This is a genomic window from Gemmatimonadota bacterium (assembly GCA_041390125.1).
GTDB lineage: Bacteria > Gemmatimonadota > Gemmatimonadetes > Longimicrobiales > Gaopeijiaceae > JAGQIF01.
This window is the reverse complement of sequence record JAWKQN010000004.1, coordinates 163,149-181,402: the sequence shown is the minus strand read 5'-3', so window position 1 is coordinate 181,402 and position 18,254 is coordinate 163,149. Positions and strand designations below refer to the sequence as shown.

The 18,254-nt window shown below is 71.9% G+C and carries 16 protein-coding genes; 2 read left to right on the top strand and 14 right to left on the bottom strand.

Translation table 11 applies throughout. The annotated features are described in order from the left end of the window. Position 1: 1 nt before the first annotated feature. The 14 genes from nadC to R3E98_04030 all read right to left on the bottom strand — a co-directional run bounded on the left by nadC (position 2) and on the right by R3E98_04030 (position 16,091). The gene (nadC, locus tag R3E98_04095) at positions 2 to 865 is read right to left on the bottom strand and encodes a carboxylating nicotinate-nucleotide diphosphorylase (GenBank protein MEZ4422565.1); all 864 of its coding nucleotides are present in this window, start codon (positions 863 to 865) and stop codon (positions 2 to 4) included. Then, complete coding sequence (locus R3E98_04090) at positions 862 to 1,647, bottom strand: undecaprenyl-diphosphate phosphatase (protein MEZ4422564.1); 786 nt, start codon at positions 1,645 to 1,647, stop codon at positions 862 to 864. The genes nadC and R3E98_04090 overlap by 4 nt, the downstream gene beginning before the upstream one ends. Further along, the gene (gene bshA, locus R3E98_04085; protein ID MEZ4422563.1) at positions 1,644 to 2,777 is read right to left on the bottom strand and encodes an N-acetyl-alpha-D-glucosaminyl L-malate synthase BshA; all 1,134 of its coding nucleotides are present in this window, start codon (positions 2,775 to 2,777) and stop codon (positions 1,644 to 1,646) included. The genes R3E98_04090 and bshA overlap by 4 nt, the downstream gene beginning before the upstream one ends. Next, complete coding sequence (gene miaA, locus R3E98_04080) at positions 2,774 to 3,766, bottom strand: tRNA (adenosine(37)-N6)-dimethylallyltransferase MiaA (GenBank protein MEZ4422562.1); 993 nt, start codon at positions 3,764 to 3,766, stop codon at positions 2,774 to 2,776. The genes bshA and miaA overlap by 4 nt, the downstream gene beginning before the upstream one ends. 2 nt (positions 3,767 to 3,768) lie before the next feature. Continuing rightward, the gene (mutL, locus tag R3E98_04075; protein MEZ4422561.1) at positions 3,769 to 5,535 is read right to left on the bottom strand and encodes a DNA mismatch repair endonuclease MutL; all 1,767 of its coding nucleotides are present in this window, start codon (positions 5,533 to 5,535) and stop codon (positions 3,769 to 3,771) included. Beyond that, on the bottom strand, positions 5,532 to 6,368 hold the full coding sequence (locus R3E98_04070; protein MEZ4422560.1) for a TatD family hydrolase: 837 nt from the start codon (positions 6,366 to 6,368) through the stop codon (positions 5,532 to 5,534). The genes mutL and R3E98_04070 overlap by 4 nt, the downstream gene beginning before the upstream one ends. A gap of 10 nt (positions 6,369 to 6,378) precedes the next feature. After that, positions 6,379 to 7,359 (bottom strand): protein translocase subunit SecF, encoded by a 981-nt coding sequence (gene secF, locus R3E98_04065; GenBank protein MEZ4422559.1) that lies wholly within the window; start codon positions 7,357 to 7,359, stop codon positions 6,379 to 6,381. A 13-nt stretch (positions 7,360 to 7,372) separates the two neighbouring features. Beyond that, entirely contained in the window at positions 7,373 to 8,992 is a 1,620-nt protein-coding gene (gene secD, locus R3E98_04060; GenBank protein ID MEZ4422558.1) for a protein translocase subunit SecD, read from the bottom strand. 161 nt (positions 8,993 to 9,153) lie between these two features. Continuing rightward, on the bottom strand, positions 9,154 to 10,239 hold the full coding sequence (locus R3E98_04055) for a porin (GenBank protein MEZ4422557.1): 1,086 nt from the start codon (positions 10,237 to 10,239) through the stop codon (positions 9,154 to 9,156). A gap of 179 nt (positions 10,240 to 10,418) precedes the next feature. After that, on the bottom strand, positions 10,419 to 12,506 hold the full coding sequence (locus R3E98_04050; protein ID MEZ4422556.1) for an ATPase, T2SS/T4P/T4SS family: 2,088 nt from the start codon (positions 12,504 to 12,506) through the stop codon (positions 10,419 to 10,421). Positions 12,507 to 12,673: 167 nt separating this feature from the next. Next, positions 12,674 to 13,438 (bottom strand): HEAT repeat domain-containing protein, encoded by a 765-nt coding sequence (locus R3E98_04045; GenBank protein ID MEZ4422555.1) that lies wholly within the window; start codon positions 13,436 to 13,438, stop codon positions 12,674 to 12,676. Continuing rightward, positions 13,435 to 14,832, bottom strand: coding sequence for a HEAT repeat domain-containing protein (locus R3E98_04040; protein ID MEZ4422554.1), 1,398 nt, complete (start codon positions 14,830 to 14,832; stop codon positions 13,435 to 13,437). Before R3E98_04040 ends, R3E98_04045 begins: the two co-directional genes overlap by 4 nt. A 30-nt stretch (positions 14,833 to 14,862) precedes the next feature. After that, positions 14,863 to 15,555: a hypothetical protein gene (locus tag R3E98_04035; GenBank protein ID MEZ4422553.1), complete on the bottom strand. Its 693-nt coding sequence runs from the start codon at positions 15,553 to 15,555 to the stop codon at positions 14,863 to 14,865. Next, positions 15,552 to 16,091, bottom strand: a complete 540-nt coding sequence (locus R3E98_04030) for a sigma-70 family RNA polymerase sigma factor (protein MEZ4422552.1) — start codon at positions 16,089 to 16,091, stop codon at positions 15,552 to 15,554. Before R3E98_04030 ends, R3E98_04035 begins: the two co-directional genes overlap by 4 nt. 239 nt (positions 16,092 to 16,330) lie before the next feature. Between R3E98_04030 and R3E98_04025 the strand changes: the two genes are divergently transcribed. Next, positions 16,331 to 17,752 (top strand): FesM, encoded by a 1,422-nt coding sequence (locus R3E98_04025; GenBank protein MEZ4422551.1) that lies wholly within the window; start codon positions 16,331 to 16,333, stop codon positions 17,750 to 17,752. Between the two features lie 168 nt (positions 17,753 to 17,920). Continuing rightward, positions 17,921 to 18,253, top strand: coding sequence for a PadR family transcriptional regulator (locus tag R3E98_04020; GenBank protein ID MEZ4422550.1), 333 nt, complete (start codon positions 17,921 to 17,923; stop codon positions 18,251 to 18,253). Position 18,254: the final 1 nt, after the last annotated feature.

Sequence of the window (18,254 nt, the reverse complement as noted above, 5' to 3'; positions counted from 1 at the left end):
GTCAGGACAGGATGCGCAGCGACAGGTCCGCGGTGGGCGCCGAATGGGTGAGCGCGCCCACGCTGATGAAGTCGACCCCGGTCTGGGCGACGCCGCGCACGGTCCCGAGCGTGACGTTGCCCGACGCCTCCGTCTCGGGCGCGCGGCCCTGCAGCGCGCGCACCCGCCGCACGCACTCCCGCATGGTGTCCGCAGACATGTTGTCCAGCAGCACACGGTCGACACCCAGCGGCAGCACCCGCACCAGCTCGGAGACGGTGGTGACCTCCACCTCCACCGGGAGCGCGGCGCGGTTGCCATGGCGAACGCGCGCCACGGCCGCCTCGATCCCCCCGGCCGCCGCGATGTGGTTGTCCTTGATCATCACCATGTCGTAGAGCCCATGGCGGTGGTTGACCCCGCCGCCGTCGCGCACGGCGCGCTTCTCCAATGTCCGCCAGCCCGGAGTGGTCTTGCGCGTATCCAGGATCCTCGCGCCGGTGCCGGCCACGGCGTCGACGAAGCGTCGGGTGAGCGTGGCGATACCCGACAGGTGGCCCAGGAAGTTGAGCGCCGTCCGCTCCGCGGTGAGCACCCCGCGGGCCGGGCCTCGGATCTCCATCACGGCGGTCCCGCTCTCCACGTGGCTTCCGTCGGCCAGGAGCGGTTGCGCGTCGAGGCGCGGCTCCACCGTCGTGAACACGCGGGCGGCGATCGCGCCGCCCGACACCACGAGGGGCTGCTTGGCCACGATGGTCGCGCGCGCCTCGGTCTCGGCGGGCACGGTCCACAACGTGGTGAAATCCCCTTCCGCCACGTCCTCCTGCAGCGCCATCCGGATCAGGGCCGCGGCCTCCCGCACCGGGTCGTCGGGGGACTCGTTCATCGCCACACTCCCAGATAGATCAGGAACAGGATGCCCAGCGGCCACAGATAGAGGGCGAACTGGTGGAACGCGCGCCGCCTGAGCAAGGCCACGAAGGAGCGGATGGCCAGCACCCCGGTCAGGGCCGCCGCGACGCCACCCACGAGAAGGGGCGCCAGGCCGTTCCCGCCGGCGGCCATGACATCCGGAGCCTTCAACACCGCGGCGCCCGCGATGGCCGGGATCGACATCAGGAACGAGAAGGCGGCGGCCTCCGTGGGGTCGACGCGCGCCCACAGGCCGGCCACGACGGTGCTGCCGGAGCGCGAGATCCCCGGGATCAGCGCGAACGACTGCGCGAAGCCCATGGCCAGGGCCGAGCCCACACGCGGATGCCGATCGGCGCCCCGCTCCAGCGCCCGGCGCGTGCTCCACAGCAGCGCCCCGGTGACCAGGAACGCCAGCGCGACCGCGCGGGGATCCTCGAAGAGCGCGGCGATGCGGTCCTCGAAGCCGAGGCCGATCACGGCCGCGGGGATCGTGGCCAGGACGAGGAGACCGATGTAGCTCCAGGCGTCGCGCTGTCCGCGCACCGCATCCGCGACCAGACGCGCGATCCGCTCCCGATAGACGACCAGCACCGAGATCAGGGTGGCCACGTGCACCACGATCTCGAAGGCCACGCCCGGGGCCTCGACGCCGAGCAGCGTCTGTCCCAGGACCAGGTGCCCGGAGCTGGACACCGGCAGGAACTCGGTCGCGCCCTGGATGATGCCGAGGATCAGCGCGTCCCAGAGGGTCACGTCCGGCTCCCCGCGAGCACGTCGGCATAGAAGCGCTCGTACTCGGGAACCACGCGCGCGGCCGAATAGCGCTCCACGGCCCAGGATCGCGCGGCCCGACCCATCGCGCGTGCACGCTCGGGGTCGTCCAGCAGCTCGAGCGCAGCGTCGGCCATTCCTTCGACGTCACCCACGTCCAGCAGATATCCGTTCTCGCCGTCCGCGACGAGCTCGGGCAGCCCGCCCGCACGCGACGTGATCACGGGAGCTCCCGACGCCATGGCCTCCAGTGCGGCCAGACCGAACGATTCCGCCTCCGACGGCAGCAGGAAGGCGTCCGCACACGAGAGCAGCTCCTCGACGGTGGCGTGCTTGCCCAGGAAGAGCACGTCGCTCTCGATCCCGAGCTCGCGCGCGCGCTGCTCCGCGCGGATGCGGTCCGGCCCGTCTCCCACCATGACAAGGCGGGCGCGGCGGGCGGCCCGGACGCGCCCGAAGACCTCGATGACGTCCGTGACGCGCTTGACCGGTCGGAAGTTCGAGACGTGCATCAGGATCGGCTCACCACCGGGCGCGAGGCTGGCGCGATGACAGGGTTGCCGATCGGGATGGAAGACGTCGGGGTCGATGAAGTTGGGAATGACACGGATCCGCTCGTCCGGCACCTGGAAGTGCGTGACGGTCTCCCCCCGGAGGAACTCCGACACCGCGGTCAGGCCGTCCGACTTGAGGATGGAGAAGCGCGTGATGGGCTTGTAGGAAGGTTGCATCCCCACCAGCGTGATGTCGGTGCCGTGCAGCGTGGTCACGATGCGGGGGCCGGCGCTCCCCATCATCTCCTGCGCGATCCATGCGGAGGCGGCATGGGGGATCGCGTAGTGCGCATGGACGAGATCGAGCTCGTAGCGCGTGGCGATGTCGTGCAACGAGACGGCCAGGGCGAGCGAGTAGGGCGGATACTCGAACAAGGGGTAATCCGCCATCTCCACTTCGTGGAAGAAGACGCGCTCGTGGAACGACGCGAGACGGAACGGCAGCGCGTACGACACGATGTGCACCTCGTGTCCGTGCTCCGCCAGCTTGAGGCCCAGCTCGGTGGCCACGGCTCCCGAGCCGCCGTAGGTCGGATAGCAGCTGATCCCGATCTTCATGCCGCGCGCCTCTCCTCCTCCCAATGGTCCACGACGACGCGCACCTGGTCCTCCAGGGGCCGGGTCGCCTCGAGCCGAACCGCCACGTCCGGAAGCTGGTTCCGGAACCACGTGAGCTGCCGGCGCGCGTACTGGCGCGTCTGCCGCTTCATCTCCGCCGCCGCGTCCGCCAGGGAGCGGGTGCCCTCCAGCACGTCCCACATCTCGCGGTACCCGGTTCCGGTCAGACCGGGATGCTCCCGCCGATAGCCCTGGGCGCGCAGGGCGCGCACCTCGTCCGCGAGGCCCCCCGTGATCATGCGCTCCACGCGCGCGTCGATGCGACGGTCCATCTCCTCGCGTGGAAGCTCGAGCAGGACGACCCAGGCGCGCACGCGGGGCGGCGGGCCGGCCGACCGCTGGTGCCACTCGCTCAACGCGCGCCCCGTGAGCAGAGCCACCTCCAGCACCCGCTGCACGCGCTGGCGGCCCCCCGCCCGGGCGAGCGCGGCCCGCTCCGGGTCCAACGCGTCCGCCCAGCGGGCGAGCTCGGGCAGCGGACGGGCGGCCAGCCAGGCCCGGAGCTGCTCGCGCCGCAGGGGATCCAGGGGCGGTTCCGCAAAGATCGGTTCGGTCAACGCGCGCAGGAAGAAACCCGTGCCGCCGACCAGCACGGGCTGACGGCCCCGCTCGACGATGTCTTCGATCCACGCGGTCGCCTCGCGAGCGAAACGCCCCGCGCTGTATCGCTCGTCGGGCTCGACACGGTCCAACCCGTGGTGCGGGGCGCGGGCCCGGTCCGCCAGCGCCACCTTGTCGGTACCGATGTCCAGGCCCCGGTAGACCTGGCGGGAGTCCATCGAGATGATCTCCCCCTCCCACACCTCGGCCAGGCGCAGCGACAGGGCCGTCTTGCCGGACGCGGTCGGTCCCACGAGGGTCGGGACGCGCCAGGGCGGCGCGGAGGCGCCCCCGACCGGCGGCGCCTCCCGGACATCGGGGGAGCGCACGCTCATCCGCGGGCGAAGCGCCGCCCCAGCTCGGCTGCGGACAGACGCACCACGGTGGGACGACCGTGCACGTCGTGATGGGGGAGCTCGGTGGCGAAGAGCTGATCCACGAGGGCCTGCATCTCGCGCTGGTCCAGGCGCTGACCGGCCTTGATGGCGCCCTTGCAGGCGAACGTCATGGCGATGCGCTCGTGTTGGTTGCGGGCCGAGCGCACCAGCTCGGATCCCTCGGTCAGCTCGCGCACCATCTCGCGGAAACAGCGCTCCGCATCGAACCACGGGTGGGGATCGGGCACGGCGTGGACGATCACCGTATCGGTGCCGAACGGCTCCACCTGGAAACCGGCCCGCTCGAACAGACCCGCCAGGGAGAGCACCTGCTCCACCTCGGCGGGGGTCAGCCGGAGCGTGAGCGGGAACAGGAGCCGCTGCGCCGTCTCCCCACCGGCCCCGAAGGCGTTCATGAGACGCTCGAACAGGACCCGCTCGTGCGCCGAGTGCTGGTCGATGATCAGCACCTCGTCCCGGGTCGCGACGAAGATGTACGTGTCCAGTGCCTGCCAGACGTGGCCGGACGGGGGCGACGGACGGGGCGCGGGCGATCCCGCGGTCGCGGGCTCGCCGGGGCCGGGATCCCCGGCCAGGAAGAGCGCCATCTGGTCGGGGGGCGGAGCGTCCCCCGGTGCGGATCTCCGGGGTGGGGGCTCACGCACCACGAGCGGCGCCCGGGCGGGTCGTCCCCCCAGGGGTGCCGCGCTCTCCTCCGTGGTCAGCGCGGTGCGCACGGTCTCCTCGATCAACGCCTCGACCGGGCCGGCGTCGCGGAAGCGGACCTCCAGCTTGGCGGGATGCACGTTCACGTCCACCCGGTCACCCGGCACGCGCAGGAAGAGGAACAGCCACGGACGTGCACGGGACGGTACCGTCGTGGTGTAGGCCCGGTCGGCCGCGCGCAGAAGACGCGCATCGCGCACCGGGCGCCCGTTGACGAACACCTGGACACGGCGGAAGCCCGGCCCCGCCTTGTCGGGTCGCTGCACCAGCCCCCACGCCTCCGTCTCCCCCGCCCGTCCGTGGACGGGGATGAGCTCATCCAGGGCATCGTTGCCCCAGAGCGCGGCGAGGCGAGGACCCAGGTCGGTGGCGGACGGCGCGTCGATGAGGGTGCGCTCGCCCGAGATCAGCTGCAGCGCGACCGGCGGATGGGCGAGGACGAGCGGAGCGAGCAGCTCCACCACGGCGCGGGTCTCGGCCGCCACCGGCTTCAAGAACTTGGCGCGCGCCGGCGCATTGAAGAACAGGCGGCGCACCTCGACCGTGGTGCCGCGCTGGCGTGCCGTGTCCGCCACGTCCACGATGCGCCCGGCCCGCCCCAGGATGCGCGTCCCCGGATCGCCGGAGCCGTCGGCCGTCTCCAGCACGAAGTCGGACACGGACAGGATGGACGGGAGGGCCTCACCCCGGAAGCCGAACGTGCGCACACCGACCAGGTCGGCGGCCTCGACGATCTTGGAGGTCGCATGGCGGTCGAGCGCCAGCAGCGCATCCTCCCGGCTCATCCCGCAGCCGTCGTCGCTCACCCGGATGCGCTGCTTCCCGCCCCCGGCCAGCTCGACGCGGACGCGGGTGGCCCCGGCGTCGAGCGCGTTCTCCACGAGTTCCTTGACCACGGAGGCCGGACGCTCCACCACCTCGCCGGCCGCGATCTGGCTCGCGACGTCATCCGAGAGCACGCGGACGCGCCGGGGGCGCGGGACGTTCCCGATCACGACGCGCCCGGACCGTCCAGGTGGAACAGCCGTGCCGCGTTCGCGCTCGTCGCCCGCGCGAGCGCGGCGGGCTCGACGCCGCGCAACTCCGCGATCCGTTCCAGCGAACGCGGAAGGAAGGCCGGCTCGTTGCGGCGACCCCGGTGCGGCACGGGTGCGAGGTAGGGCGCATCCGTCTCGATCAGCAGCCGCCCCTCGGGGATCCGGGCCAGGCGCGCGCCGCCGTCGAAGTTCCGGAAGGTCGCGATGCCGCCGAAGCCGAGATACCACCCGGCCTCGAGCGCCGCGTCCAGGAGGGCGTCCCCGCCCGTGAAGCAGTGCAGCACCCCCCCCACACCGCGCTTCCCTGCCTCCTGCACGAACGTGCGGGTGTCGTCGTCGGCGTTGCGGGAGTGGACCACCAGCGGAAGCCCGAACTCGTCCGCCAGCTCGAGGTGGTGGCGGAACCACGCCTGCTGCCGTTCACGCGGCGCGAAGTCGTAGTGGAAGTCGAGCCCGGTCTCACCCAACGCCACTGCGCCTCCGCGCTCCACCAGGCCGCGCACGGTCGGCAGTGCGTCGGAGGGATCATGGGCATCGGCGGCGTGGGGATGGACGCCCACCGTGGCCCAGACGCCGGGCGTGTGGGCGGCCAGATCCAGCGCGGCGCGCGCGTCGGTGGGATCCGAGGCGATGCTCACGATACGATCGACCCCCGCGTCCCGGGCCCGCGCCAGCACGGCGGCGAGGTCCTCTCCGAACGCCTCCGCCGTCAGATGGCAGTGGCTGTCCGTCAACGAAACGGAGCCCCGGAACGGCCCGTCCGGGGCTCCGTGCGCGCCCGCTTCGTCCACCCCGCGTCCGTCAGACCGAAGCGGTGACCGCTTCCTCCCGCCGGCGGCGCTCGCGGTCGCGCTTGCGCTTGTCGGGATCACCGCCCGCTCCGTAGCGCTGCCGGATCTCGATGAGGGCCGGCGAGGCCACGAAGATGGAGGAGTAGGTCCCGACCGCGATCCCCAGGATGAGCACCAGGGTGAAGTCGCGGATCACGGGCCCACCGAGCACCAACAACGCCACCAGCACGGCCAGCGTGGTGGTCGAGGTCATGATGGTGCGCGGCAGCGTCTCGTTGATGGAGCGGTTGACCAGCTCGATCGGGTCCGCCTTCTTGGCGCCCCGCTTGTTCTGGTTCTCGCGGATGCGGTCGAACACGATGATCGTGTCGTTCAGCGAGTACCCGACGATGGTGAGGATGGCGGCCACCGTGGCCAGCGCGATCTCCACCCGGAAGAGCGCCAGCGCGCCCAGCGTGATCAGGATGTCGTGGGCGGTGGCGATCACCGCCGCCACCCCGAAGCGCCACTCGAAGCGGAACGCGAGGTAGATCAGCGTGAGCAGGAACGAGAACAGGATGGCCAGCGCCGCCTTGCGCTGGAGCTCGGCCCCGATCTTGGGCCCCACCCCCTCCGTTCTCAGCACCTGGTAGCTCCCGGCCCCGAACGCCGGATCCAGACCTGCCCGGATCTGCCCCTCCACCTCCTGGATGTCTCCATCCTCACGGAGCGGCAGGCGGATGGTGAAGTCGTTGTCGCTGCCGAAGCGGGTGATCGACGGGTTGAGCCCGCCCAGGGCCCCGCGCACGGTCGCCACGTTCGTCGGCTCGTTGAAGCGCACCTCGACGAGCGTCCCGCCCGTGAAGTCGACGCCGTAGTTCAACCAGGAACCGAGCGTCGCCACGTTGAAGAGCATGGCGCCGATCCCGATGGCGAGCACCACCGCCGAGATCGCGTACGCCGTGCGGCGCCGCTCGATGAACTTGAAGCTCGCGTTGCGGAAGAGTCTCATGGCTCGGCGCGTCTCAGATGCTGATGGCTTCCGCGCCCCGCTTCCCACGCATGTAGAGCAGGAAGAAGGTGCGGGTCACGTAGATGGCGGAGAAGAACGAGGCCAGGATGCCGATCGACAGCGTCACTGCGAAGCCCTGGACCGGACCCGTCCCGAACTGGAAGAGGATGAGGGCCGTGATCAGCGTCGTGACGTTGGCGTCCACGATGGCCGAGAGCGCGTGCGCGAAGCCTTCGTCCACGGCCAGCCTGGGCGTGCGCCCGGCGTCCAGCTCCTCCCGGATGCGCTCGAAGATCAAGACGTTGGCGTCCACCGCCATTCCGATGGACAGGATCATGCCGGCGATCCCGGGCAAGGTCAGCGTCGCGCCGATGCCGGCCAGACCGCCCAGCACGAGCACCACGTAGACCGCGAGGGCGCCGACGGCCAGCACACCGGCCAGGCGGTAGTACCCGACGACCATCACGATCACCAGCGCGATGCCGACGATGCCGGCCAGCTTGCCCTGGTCGATGGAGTCCTGACCGAGTGACGGACCCACCCGGCGCTCTTCGATGATGCGGAGCGGAGCCGGCAAGGCGCCCGCGCGCAGCACGAGCGCCAGGTCGCGGGCCTCTTCCATGGGTGCACCTGCGAGGTCGATCTGTCCGCGCTGTCCGATGCGGTCCTGCACCGTGGGCGCCGAGACGACCTCGTTGTCCAGCACGATGGCGATCCGGTCACCGATGTGCTCGCCCGTCACCCGCGCGAACGAGCGGCCGCCGCGGCGGTTCAGCTCGAAGACCACGATCGGGCGCGAGTACTGCGGGTCGCGGTTGGCCACCGCGTCGTCCAGCATCTCACCGGTGAGGAAGGCGTCGCGCTCGAGCACATAGAGCTCGTAGTACGTACGCGTGCCCACACCGACCGGCTCCCAGCCCCATTGCAGCGTCGCGTTGCGGGGCAGGGCGCGCTGGACCTCGGGAAGGGCCAGGAAGCGGCGGGCCACCTCGAGGTTCGCGGACTCCACCAGGTAGGTGCCGGGCTGATCGCCGCGCGCCAGGAGTGAGGTGAACGGGCGCAGATTGGGGGCCTGGTCGGCGGCAGCGGCCGTGTCCACGGCGGCGGCGGCGTCCGTGGCGGCCTGGGCGCCCGCGCTGTCCCCGCCGAACAGCAAGGACTCGATGGAGGAGGGCTCGTCCTCGACGGCCCGGCCCATCTCCCGCAGGGCGTCCTCCCCGAGCGCGGCCACGATCTGCCGATCGATCCGCGGCAGGGCCGCCTCGATCTCCTCGGTGCCCAGCACGAGCTTCCACTCGAGGAAGGCCGACTGCTGGATGATGTCCTTGGCCCGGTTCTCGTCGGAGATCCCCGCCAACTCGACGATCAGGCGCTCCTGGCCGACGCGCTGGATGAGGGGCTCCTCCACGCCGAACTCGTCGATCCGGGTGCGGATGATCCGCTCGGCCCGCTCGATCAGGTCGGCCTTGGCATCCGAGGAGAGCGTTCCGTCCGGGTCGTCCACCTCGAGGGCCAGGTGCATCCCCCCCTGGAGGTCGAGACCCAGCTTGAGCCCGCGCGTGAACAGGTAGCCCCCCGCGACGGCCAGCGCCGCCAGGATGACCAGGATCCGTGCCTGAAGCGTGTTGAACATTCGACGCCCGTCTCCCAGGACCCCGGCCCTGGGGCCCCCGAACGAGTGGTGGACCGACCGCTCCGGACGGCCTCGGGTCGACCGACCGGAGCCGGTTAAGCTCGCGGGGTTCCCGCGCGCGTGTCAACGCGAGCCGCCGAGCCCCGCGAGCCGGCCCCGGCTCAGAAGTACACGAAGCTCATGAGCTTGAAGGAGACTTCCGTGTCCCCGCCGCCGGGATGGTAGACATCCATGTTGACCGCCACCCGGTTGCGGCCGCAGGTGGACCCTCCGCAGCCGCTGTTCCGCAGGTAGAGCATCAGCCCCGGAGTCCACAGGGCTCCGCCGTCCTCGGGGTTGCCGCGGTCCGCGTCGGCCACGCTGATCCGGGCGGTCGGCTCGATCCCGGACAACAGGGCGTGCTCGTCCCCCAAGGCGATGTGGTACGCCGCCATGACCTGAGCGGTCCCGAAGCGGGGCCCCGCGCCCCCCGCCGGATCGGCCAGCTTCCAGTTGTCCCCCCAGGAGACCGCCGCCAGCAGGAGGGGCCCACCCCGGTAGCGTCCGAAGCGGGCGTCGATGGAGAGCGCGTCCGCATAGCGATCGTCGTCGTCGACCCGGAAGTCGTGGGCGGCCCCGGATACGCCCACCGTCCAGCCCCGGCCCGCGTTCACGGCCACGCGTCCCGACCAGGACTTGGCTCCGTTGATGTCGCGCGCGTTCAGGCCCTCCCCGTTGGTCATCGCCGCCTCCCAGCTCACGCGCTCCCCGATCCGCCCATCCACGTGGACGCCGACGTCGCGCGCGGCGAACTGGAGCTGCTCGGTCAGGCGACTCCACGTGCAGAGCCGCCCCACGCCCGGACAGAGGTCCAGGCCGGGGATGCGCCCGTCCCGCTCGACGATGGGCAGCTCCGTGCTCGACTCCAGCTCGAACAGGTCGAACGAGCGCTTGAACTGCCCCACGAGCACCCGCAGTCGCGGGGAGAGCGTGTAGCGGACCCAGGCGTCTTCGAGGTGGGTCGTGCCGCTGTACTCCGGCATGATGCGGGCGTCGATCCGGTCCCCCAGGCGGGCGTCCACCTCGATGCGGGCGCGGCGCAGGAAGAAATCGGCTTCGTCACCCTCGGCGACCGAGCTGGTGATCAGCTCGGTGTGGAGGCGGCCGCCGATGGTGAGATCACCGCCGCGGGCCTTGAGGGTCTGTGCGGAGAGAGGAGCGGGAACGAGGACGAGGAGCGCCAGGAGGGCCCGTCGTGCAGCGCGCATGGTGGATCCCGTGCGGGAGGACCGTGGGGGCGGCGCGGAACCTCCGTGCCGTCGCGACGGGCCGCACGTTACTGGACCGTGGTATCGATGTCACGACGTGGATACGTGTCCGTGACCATCCGTCACGGGTCTGTTACATGTGCGCCCCGTGGACGGAGCGCTCCGACCGAGAGGGGAGGCTAGAGCGCGCTACGCCGCAGCACGGCCCGCACCCGCGCCAGGAAGCGCGCGGCGTCCGCGGTCTTGTGGACGTAGTCGTCCGCACCCGCCTCCAGCAGCTCCGTCTCCAGGGCTTCGTCCCCTTCCCCGGTCCGCACGAGCACGGGGATGGCGCGCGTGTCGGCCGCCCCACGCACGCGCTCGAGCACCTCGCGGCCCCGCATCCGCGGCATCGCCAGGTCCAGGACGATGAGCGACCACGCGGCATCGCGCTTGAGGAGGTCCATGGCTTCCTGGCCGTCGGCCACCTCCTGCACCTGGGCCCCGCTCCCCTCCAGGAGCGCCCGCATCATCGTCCGGTCGGCGTCGTCGTCGTCCACCAGGAGGATCCGCGGAGGAGCGCTCGGCTCGTCGATGTCCTGATCCTCCATCCCCTGCCCCAGGACGCGCTCGACCTCCTCCAGCGTGGTGAGGCCCTGCGCCACCCACTCCAGGCCCACCGTGTGCATGGGCCGCATGCCCCCTTGTGTCGCCAGGTGCGTCAGGGTCGCCTGCCCCTTCCGCAGCTCGATCGCCTCCTGCATCCGGAGCCCGATGGACAGGACCTCCAGCACGGGAAGGCGGCCCCGGTAGCCGGTCTGGCCGCACTCCGAGCAGCCCACGGCACGCACCGTGGGCGCCACACCGTACCGGGACGCGAGCATGCGCTCCTCGTCGTCGATCTGGTCGGGCGCCAGGCGCCGGACGCAGTGCGGGCATACCCTCCGCAGCAGCCGCTGCGCCACGCAGCCCCGCACGGCGGAGGCGATGGTGGAGTAGTCGAGGCCCAGGTCCGCGAGTCGGGTGACGGCGCCCACGGCGTCGTTGGCGTGCACCGTGGCGAGCACCAGGTGCCCCGTCAGGGCGGCCTGGGCCGCCACCTCGGCCGTCTCCTTGTCGCGGATCTCCCCCACCAGGATGATGTCCGGGTCCTGGCGCAGGATGGCGCGCAGCGCGGACGCGAACGTGACGCCCTGCTTGACCTCGACCTGGGTCTGCGTGATCGAGGACAGCTCGTACTCGATGGGGTCCTCGACGGTCATGATGTTGACGGTGCCCTGGGCCAGCTCGCGGAGGACGCCGTAGAGCGTGGTCGTCTTGCCCGAGCCGGTGGGCCCGGTGACCACCACCACGCCGTCGCGCACGGCCATGAGCTGCCGTAGCCGCGCCAGCTCCGGCTTGGGCAGGGCCAGATCCTCGAGCGTGAACAGCCGGTTGGAGTCCAGGATACGGAGCACGCACTTCTCCGCCCCGCCCGCCGGGATGGTGGACACGCGCAGGTCGTAGACCTGGTTGCGGATCTGCACCCGGGCCTTGCCGTCCTGGGGGCGGAGCCGATCGGCGATGTCCAGCTTCGACAGGATCTTGATGCGCGAGATGACCCGGTTGAGCGGCGCCATCGGCAGATCCATGTGCTTGCGCAGGACGCCGTCCACCCGGTAGCGCACCGCACCGATGGTGCGACCGGGCTCGATGTGGATGTCGCTGGCCCCGAGCACGATGCCGTCGCGCAGGATGAGGTTGGTGAGCTTGACCACCGGGGTGGCGGTCGCGTCCTCCTCACTGATGAGCTCGGGGCTCGCGTCCTCCACCAGGCGGACCGAATCCTCCACGTCACCGTCGAGCGTCCCCAGGATCCCCTGCACCGCCCGGTTGGGGGAGAAGCGCTGGTCGATGGCGTCCTGGATGGCCGACGGCGGTGCGATCCGGAAGACGGGGGTGCGGCCGGAGCGGAAGCCCACGACCCGCTCGGCCTCGACGTCGGTGGGGTCGGCGGTGGCCACGACCAGGTGCCGATCGGTCTCCTCCAGCGGCAGGATCAGGTGCCGGCGGATCAACGCCTCGGGCAGCAGCGCGGCGGCGTGGGCCTCGGCCCGTTGCAGGGGCGCCGTCTGGAGGCGGAAGTAGTCGGCCACGTAGCCCGCCAACTGGTCGTCCGTGATCCCCAGCTGACGGGTGACGACCCGCCAGGCCTCCGCCGTGGGGACGGCAGGGGCGATCTCGAGCTGGTCCGTCCCGGCAATACGTTCCCGGCGGACAACCCGAAGGAGCCAGTGGCCTTCTTTCAACGTGACCAGAACAAAAGGGGGAGTTGCAGGTGCGCGACTGCGGGGGACGACCGTGCCCGGCCCGGGATGCGCGCTTCCCCGGGAGACCCCGACCGACCCGCGAACGTTACCCCCCAAGCAAAGAAAGCGCCACAGATCCGGGGCCCGGCGCGGTCCCCTCCGGACCCCTAGGGCCGGCCCAGCACGCGCTCGAAGACCTCGAGGACGCGGGGGTCGTCGATCTGGGCGAGCCAGAAGAACGCGGACGACCGCAGCTCGGGGTCGCCCTCCGCCAGGGCGATGTCGGAGAGCGGAGGGATGGCCTCGTCGGGGTCGCGTTGGGACAGCGCGAAGACCGCCGCCTTGCGCACCTCCAGCTCCGGATCGTCCGTGGCCAGGCCGGTGAGGCCGTCGAGGGCCGCGTCGGAGGCCTCCTGGCCGAGCCAGAAGACCGCGTCCTTCCGGACGGAGGAGGGGCGCTCCCGGTCCCGCGCGAAGGCGAGCAGCCGGGGCCAGGTCTCCACCCCGTCCGCGAGGACGGCCGCCTGCAGGGCCCTTCCCGCCTGCCGGGGGTCCACCCGGTCCACCAGGTCGAGCAGCCAGTCGGCGGCCTCCTGGGGTGGGAAATGCCCCAGGGCCCGGCCGCGCGCGGGCTCCCCGGCACCCTCGATCCCGGCCCGGAGGCGCACCACCCGCCCGTCCTCCAGGCGCAGCTCCACCTGGATGGGGCCCTGGACACAGCGACGCCGGTCGCCCCGGTCGCTCCAGTTCCAGCTCCAGCTCAGGTCGTCGCCCCGGCCGCAGCTGCGCACGCCCGGCCGCGCGTCGTAGCTGAAATGCACGTCCCCGTCCACGCCGCGCACCGCCTCCTCGAGGGACTGGGCTCCGGCCCCGGCTGGAACGAGCAGCACCGCGAGCGCGCACGCGCCCGTCCACCGCGGCGCGCCCCTCATCGCCGGATCAGCTCCAGCAGGAACTCCGGGATGCGGGGGTCGTCCATCTGTCCCAGCCAGAAGATGGCCTGCTCGCGCAGCTCGGGATCGTCCTCGGAGCGCGCGACGTCCATCAGCGCATCCACCGCTTCCGGACCCCGCTGCTGGGCGAGCCCGAAGATCACGGCCTCCCGGATCTCGGGATCGTCACTGCTCCTGAGGATGTCGACCAGCTCGCTGGCGGGGATGCCGCTCTGGGACGCCCAGAACAGCGCGTCCTTGCGCACTTCCGGCGGTTGCCGGCGGTCGAGCGCCACGTCCGTCAGGAACTCGCGCGCGCCCGGCTCGGACCGCTGCGACATGGCGAACAGCACGGCCTTCTTCAGCTCGGGATCGGCCATCTCGGCAAAGAGCTCCCGCAGCGCCCCGACGGCTTCGGGTCCACCGCTCTGCCCCATCCAGAAGATGGCCCGGCCCCGCGCCTCGGCCGGCACGTCGCTGCGCCGCGCGTACTCTCCCAGCACCTCGGCAGCGCGGGGATCGTCGTGCTGCGACAGCGCGAAGATCGCCTGCTCCAGGATCTCGGGATCGTCGGAGTCCTCCAGGAGGTCCAGCAGCGCGGTCACCGCCTCCGGGCGATCGACCTGGGAGAGCCAGAACACGGCGGCCTTGCGGACCTCGGGGTCGGGATCGGGATCGCGCGAGGCGAGGTCGAGCAGCGCGTCGACCGCCTCGTCGCCGCCGTGCTGCGCCAGGATGAAGATCGCCTGGGCCCGCAGCTCGGCACCGCAGGCGTCCCGGTTGGCGAGCACCTCCCGCAGGATCGGGAGCGCGCGCTCCTCGTCCATGTTCAGCAACGCGGACAGGGCGGCCGCGCGCAGCTCCTGGTCGGAGCGGTCGCACGCCTGCTGGGCGCGGTCGAGCACGGCGTCGCGTGAGCGGGCATCCCCGAGCCGCGCCAGCTCGCCCTGGATGCGGCCGCGCAGCGCACGGGCGTCGGGCAGCGTACCCGCAGATCCATGCTCCGCGGCCTGCCGGTCCAGCAGCTCCAGCGCCCGCTGGTGCGACTCGCGGGCACGGGCGCCGGAACGCTCCTGTCCCAACCGGTAGAGCGCGAAGGCTTCGTAGTAGTAGGTATCCGGCGTGAACGCCGACGATGGGAAGCGGCGGCGCAGCTCCTGGAACTGCGTGGCGGCCGCTTCGAACTCGCGCCGGTTGAGGGCGCTGCGGGCGCGCCGGTAGAGGCTGTCGCCGGGCACTTCCTGCGTGGTGCCGTACTCGACGAAGCGCACCTCCGCGGGCACAACCGGCCCCCGCCAGGCCTCGGCTTCCGGCTCCTGGGCCGCGATGCGCATCCCTCCGAGCAGGGTCCACCCGGCCAGCGCCATCGCGGTGCAGATCTGTCGTCCCATCATCGTCCGTCCCCTTCCTGGGTTCGATCTATGTCAGTCGTCCGCGCCGATCACCGGCGGGAGCAGTCGTCGGATGCGCGGCAGCACCTGTTGCTCGCGCAGTCCCTCGCGGAACGTCTCCACCTCCACACGCTCCACCGCTTCGCCCCGTGTGGCGGTGAGCTGCACCACCTGCGCGAGGACCAGCTCCAGGTCTTCCAGCAACCGCCGGAGCTCCGGATCCTCGGACGCCGGCGTGTCGAGCAGCAGACGCGTGTCGGTCAGCAGGCGCGTGCCCCAGGCGGAGACGTCTCCCCCCTCCACGGCCGTGGTGTCGAGCGCCGAAAGGAACTGCTGGGTCTCGGAGAGGTGCTCGAAGGCGGCGAAGCGGAGCACCCGCTCGGACGGCCCGGCCGGAGCGGCCCGGGGCGCCCCCGCCGCCGGCCCGACCCCGGCCACGGGGGCCGCCTGCGGCGGAGCCGTGCGTTGGACCGACCAGCGACCCAGCCCCACCCCCAGGGCCAGCACCACACTCGCGGCGAGGACGCGCCACACGAGCGAGGCGCCACGCCGTCCCGATGCGCGCGCAGGCGGCGCCGACGCGGGAGCGGCGGTCTCCTCCAGGCGCGCACGTACTCCCTCCCACATCGCCTCGCGAGGTGTCGGCGGCGGCGGGTGGTAGTCGGCCCGGGCCTCCTCCACCAGCGCCTCCAGCTCGGGATCCAGACCTTCATCGCGGTGCGTCACGTCACGTACTCCTTGGCGGCGTCGCCCAGCAGACCGCGCAGGGCGGCCCGGGCGCGCGAGAGCCGCGCCTTCGAGGTGCCGAGCGCGATCCCCAGCGCATCGGCGATGTCCTGGTGCGGATAGCCCTCCAGGTCGTGCATCAGGAAGACGGTCCGGTAGATCTCCGGCAACCCGTCGATCGCGCGGCGCAGACGCTCCCGCAGACCGGGATCGCCGACCCGCGCGCTCGTCCCGTGGCCGTGCGGATCCAGCTCCGTGTGGCGGGCGTCGAGGCGCTTCACCTTGCGTGCTCCGTTGATGGTCACCGAGACCGCGATCGAATGCAGCCACGTGGAGAACCGCGCGTCCCCGCGGAAGTCGTCCAGGCGTTGGAAGGCGCGCACGAACGTGTCCTGCGTGTATTCGCGCGCCTGTTGCTCGTCGCCCGCCATCCGGTACGTGAGCCGGAAGATCCGGTCCACGTGCGCGTCGTAGAGCGCCCGGTAGGCGCCCTCGTCTCCGTTCCTGGCCCGCTGGATGAGCAGCTGGTCGTCCACGTCCCGCTTCCGATGCGTCGGTCTTGTCCGTCCACCCGTGGGACAACGCGTCCCGCCGGAGGGTTGCGGGCGGTCCTCGGCGGGCGTCGTGGAACCGACGCCTCCGCTTGCCGGACCCGCCCCGACGCGTAGCATAGGCCCGGCGCCGGCGTCACGCCGCGCCCAGGAGCGCCGGGGGAGAGCCGGTCGCGGACCGAGGACGGGAGCGGATGGCGGGGCAGCGAGGACGAACGGACTTGATGGCGCTCCCCGTGTTGGGGCCGTTCCTGCGCTGGCGCCACGCCCGGACCGTGCTCCAGACCGCGCTCCTGCTCGTGGCGCTCCTCGTGGTGGTGGACGGCTTCACCGGGCCGGCGGACGCCAGCCGCAACGCGGCGGGCACGCTGCCCTGGGTGCAGTGGCGCGGCCTCGTGGTGGTGGCGCTGCTGGCCGTGGGCAACGTGTTCTGCATGGCCTGCCCCTTCATGCTCACCCGGCGTCTGGCCAAGCGGTGGAGCCGTCCCACCCGACCCGTCCCCTCCTGGCTCAAGGGCAAGGCCGTGGCCGTGGGCGTCCTGCTCCTCTTCTTCTGGTCCTACGAGGCGCTCGACCTGTGGGCCAGCCCGGTCTGGACGGCCTGGGTGGTGCTCGGCTACTTCGGCACCGCGTTCGCGGTCGACGGACTGTTCCGAGGCGCCGCCTTCTGCAAGCATGTGTGCCCGATCGGCCAGTTCCACTTCGTGCACGCGCCGCTCTCCCCGTTCGAGGTGACCGTCCGCGATCCGGGGCGCTGTGCGACCTGCGCGACCAAGGACTGCATCCGGGGCCGTTGGGCTCCGGGCACGGGACCGGGGGGAGGGTCGCTGCCGGTGCAGCGCGGCTGCGAGCTGTGGCTCTTCCAGCCCCGCAAGGTGGGCAACGTGGATTGCACGTTCTGCATGGAGTGCATCCACGCGTGTCCACACGACAACGTGGGCATCCTGGCGCGGCGTCCGGGGCTGGAGCTCGGGGGCGACCCCGTGCGCTCGGGCGTGGGTCGCCTCGGCGAACGCGGAGACCTGGCCGTGCTCGCCGTGGTCATGACCTTCGCGTCGCTGATCAACGCCCTGGGTATGGTGGCGCCCTTCGTGGCGCTGCAGCGGCGCTGGGCCGCCGCGTGGGGCGTGGCCCCCGGGCTCGTCCTGGCCGGTGCCCTGGTGCTGACGCTGGTCCTCGCGCCCCTCCTGCTGGTCGGCGCGGCGGCCGTCTGGGAACGCGCCCGCACGGGTCGGGCGTCCGCCTGGCGACGCTTCGTGTGGGGGTGGATCCCATTCGGTCTGTCCATGTGGGGCGCGCACCACTTCTTCCACGTGGTGCTGGGCACGTCCACGCTCGCGCCGCTGCTGGGCCGCTGGGTGCGAGCGGGGGCGATCGGAGGCGCCGGCGCGAGTCACGACCCGCTCTCCGTTGCGCACGTGGCCGCGTCCCCCGCCGCGTGGATCTTCCCGGTGCAGGTCCTCTTCCTCCTCGCCGGCTGTGCGTGGACCTGGCGCCTCCTGGGCCGGATCGGTGCCGACGTGCACGGACCGGCGCGCGCGGCCTCCGCGGCGCTCCCGTGGCGCGGGCTGGCCGTCCTCCTCCTCCTCGCCTCGATCTGGCTGTTGGCGCAGCCGATGGAGATGCGGGGGATGCTGGCGGGCTGAGGCAGGCTGCACCGGTCGCGCGCGCTACGCCCCGGCGTGCCGACGTCCGCTCCCGCCCCGGCGCTCCCGCGGACCGGCCCGTGCGGATCCGTCCCCCACCCTTTCATACCTTGACAGTCTAGGCATACGAGCCTCATTGTTACCCAGACCCTCTAGGCAAGGACGGAGATGACCACGGACGGACGCCGGCTCCTGCACGGCACGCTCGACACGCTCGTCCTCAAGACGCTCTCCCACGGACCGCTCCATGGCTACGCGATCGCGCGGTGGCTGGAGGAGCGCACCGGCGAAGCGATCGCGGTCGAAGAGGGGTCGCTGTACCCGGCCCTCTACCGCCTGGAGAAGAAGGGGTTGCTGCGCTCCGAGTGGGGCGTCTCCGAGCTGGAGCGCCGCGCGAAGTTCTACCACCTGACGGCCCGCGGCCGGGCGCGGCTCGCGACCGAGACCGAGGCGTGGCGGCAGTTCAGCCGGGCCGTCTCGTCGGTGCTCGAGACTCGCTGAC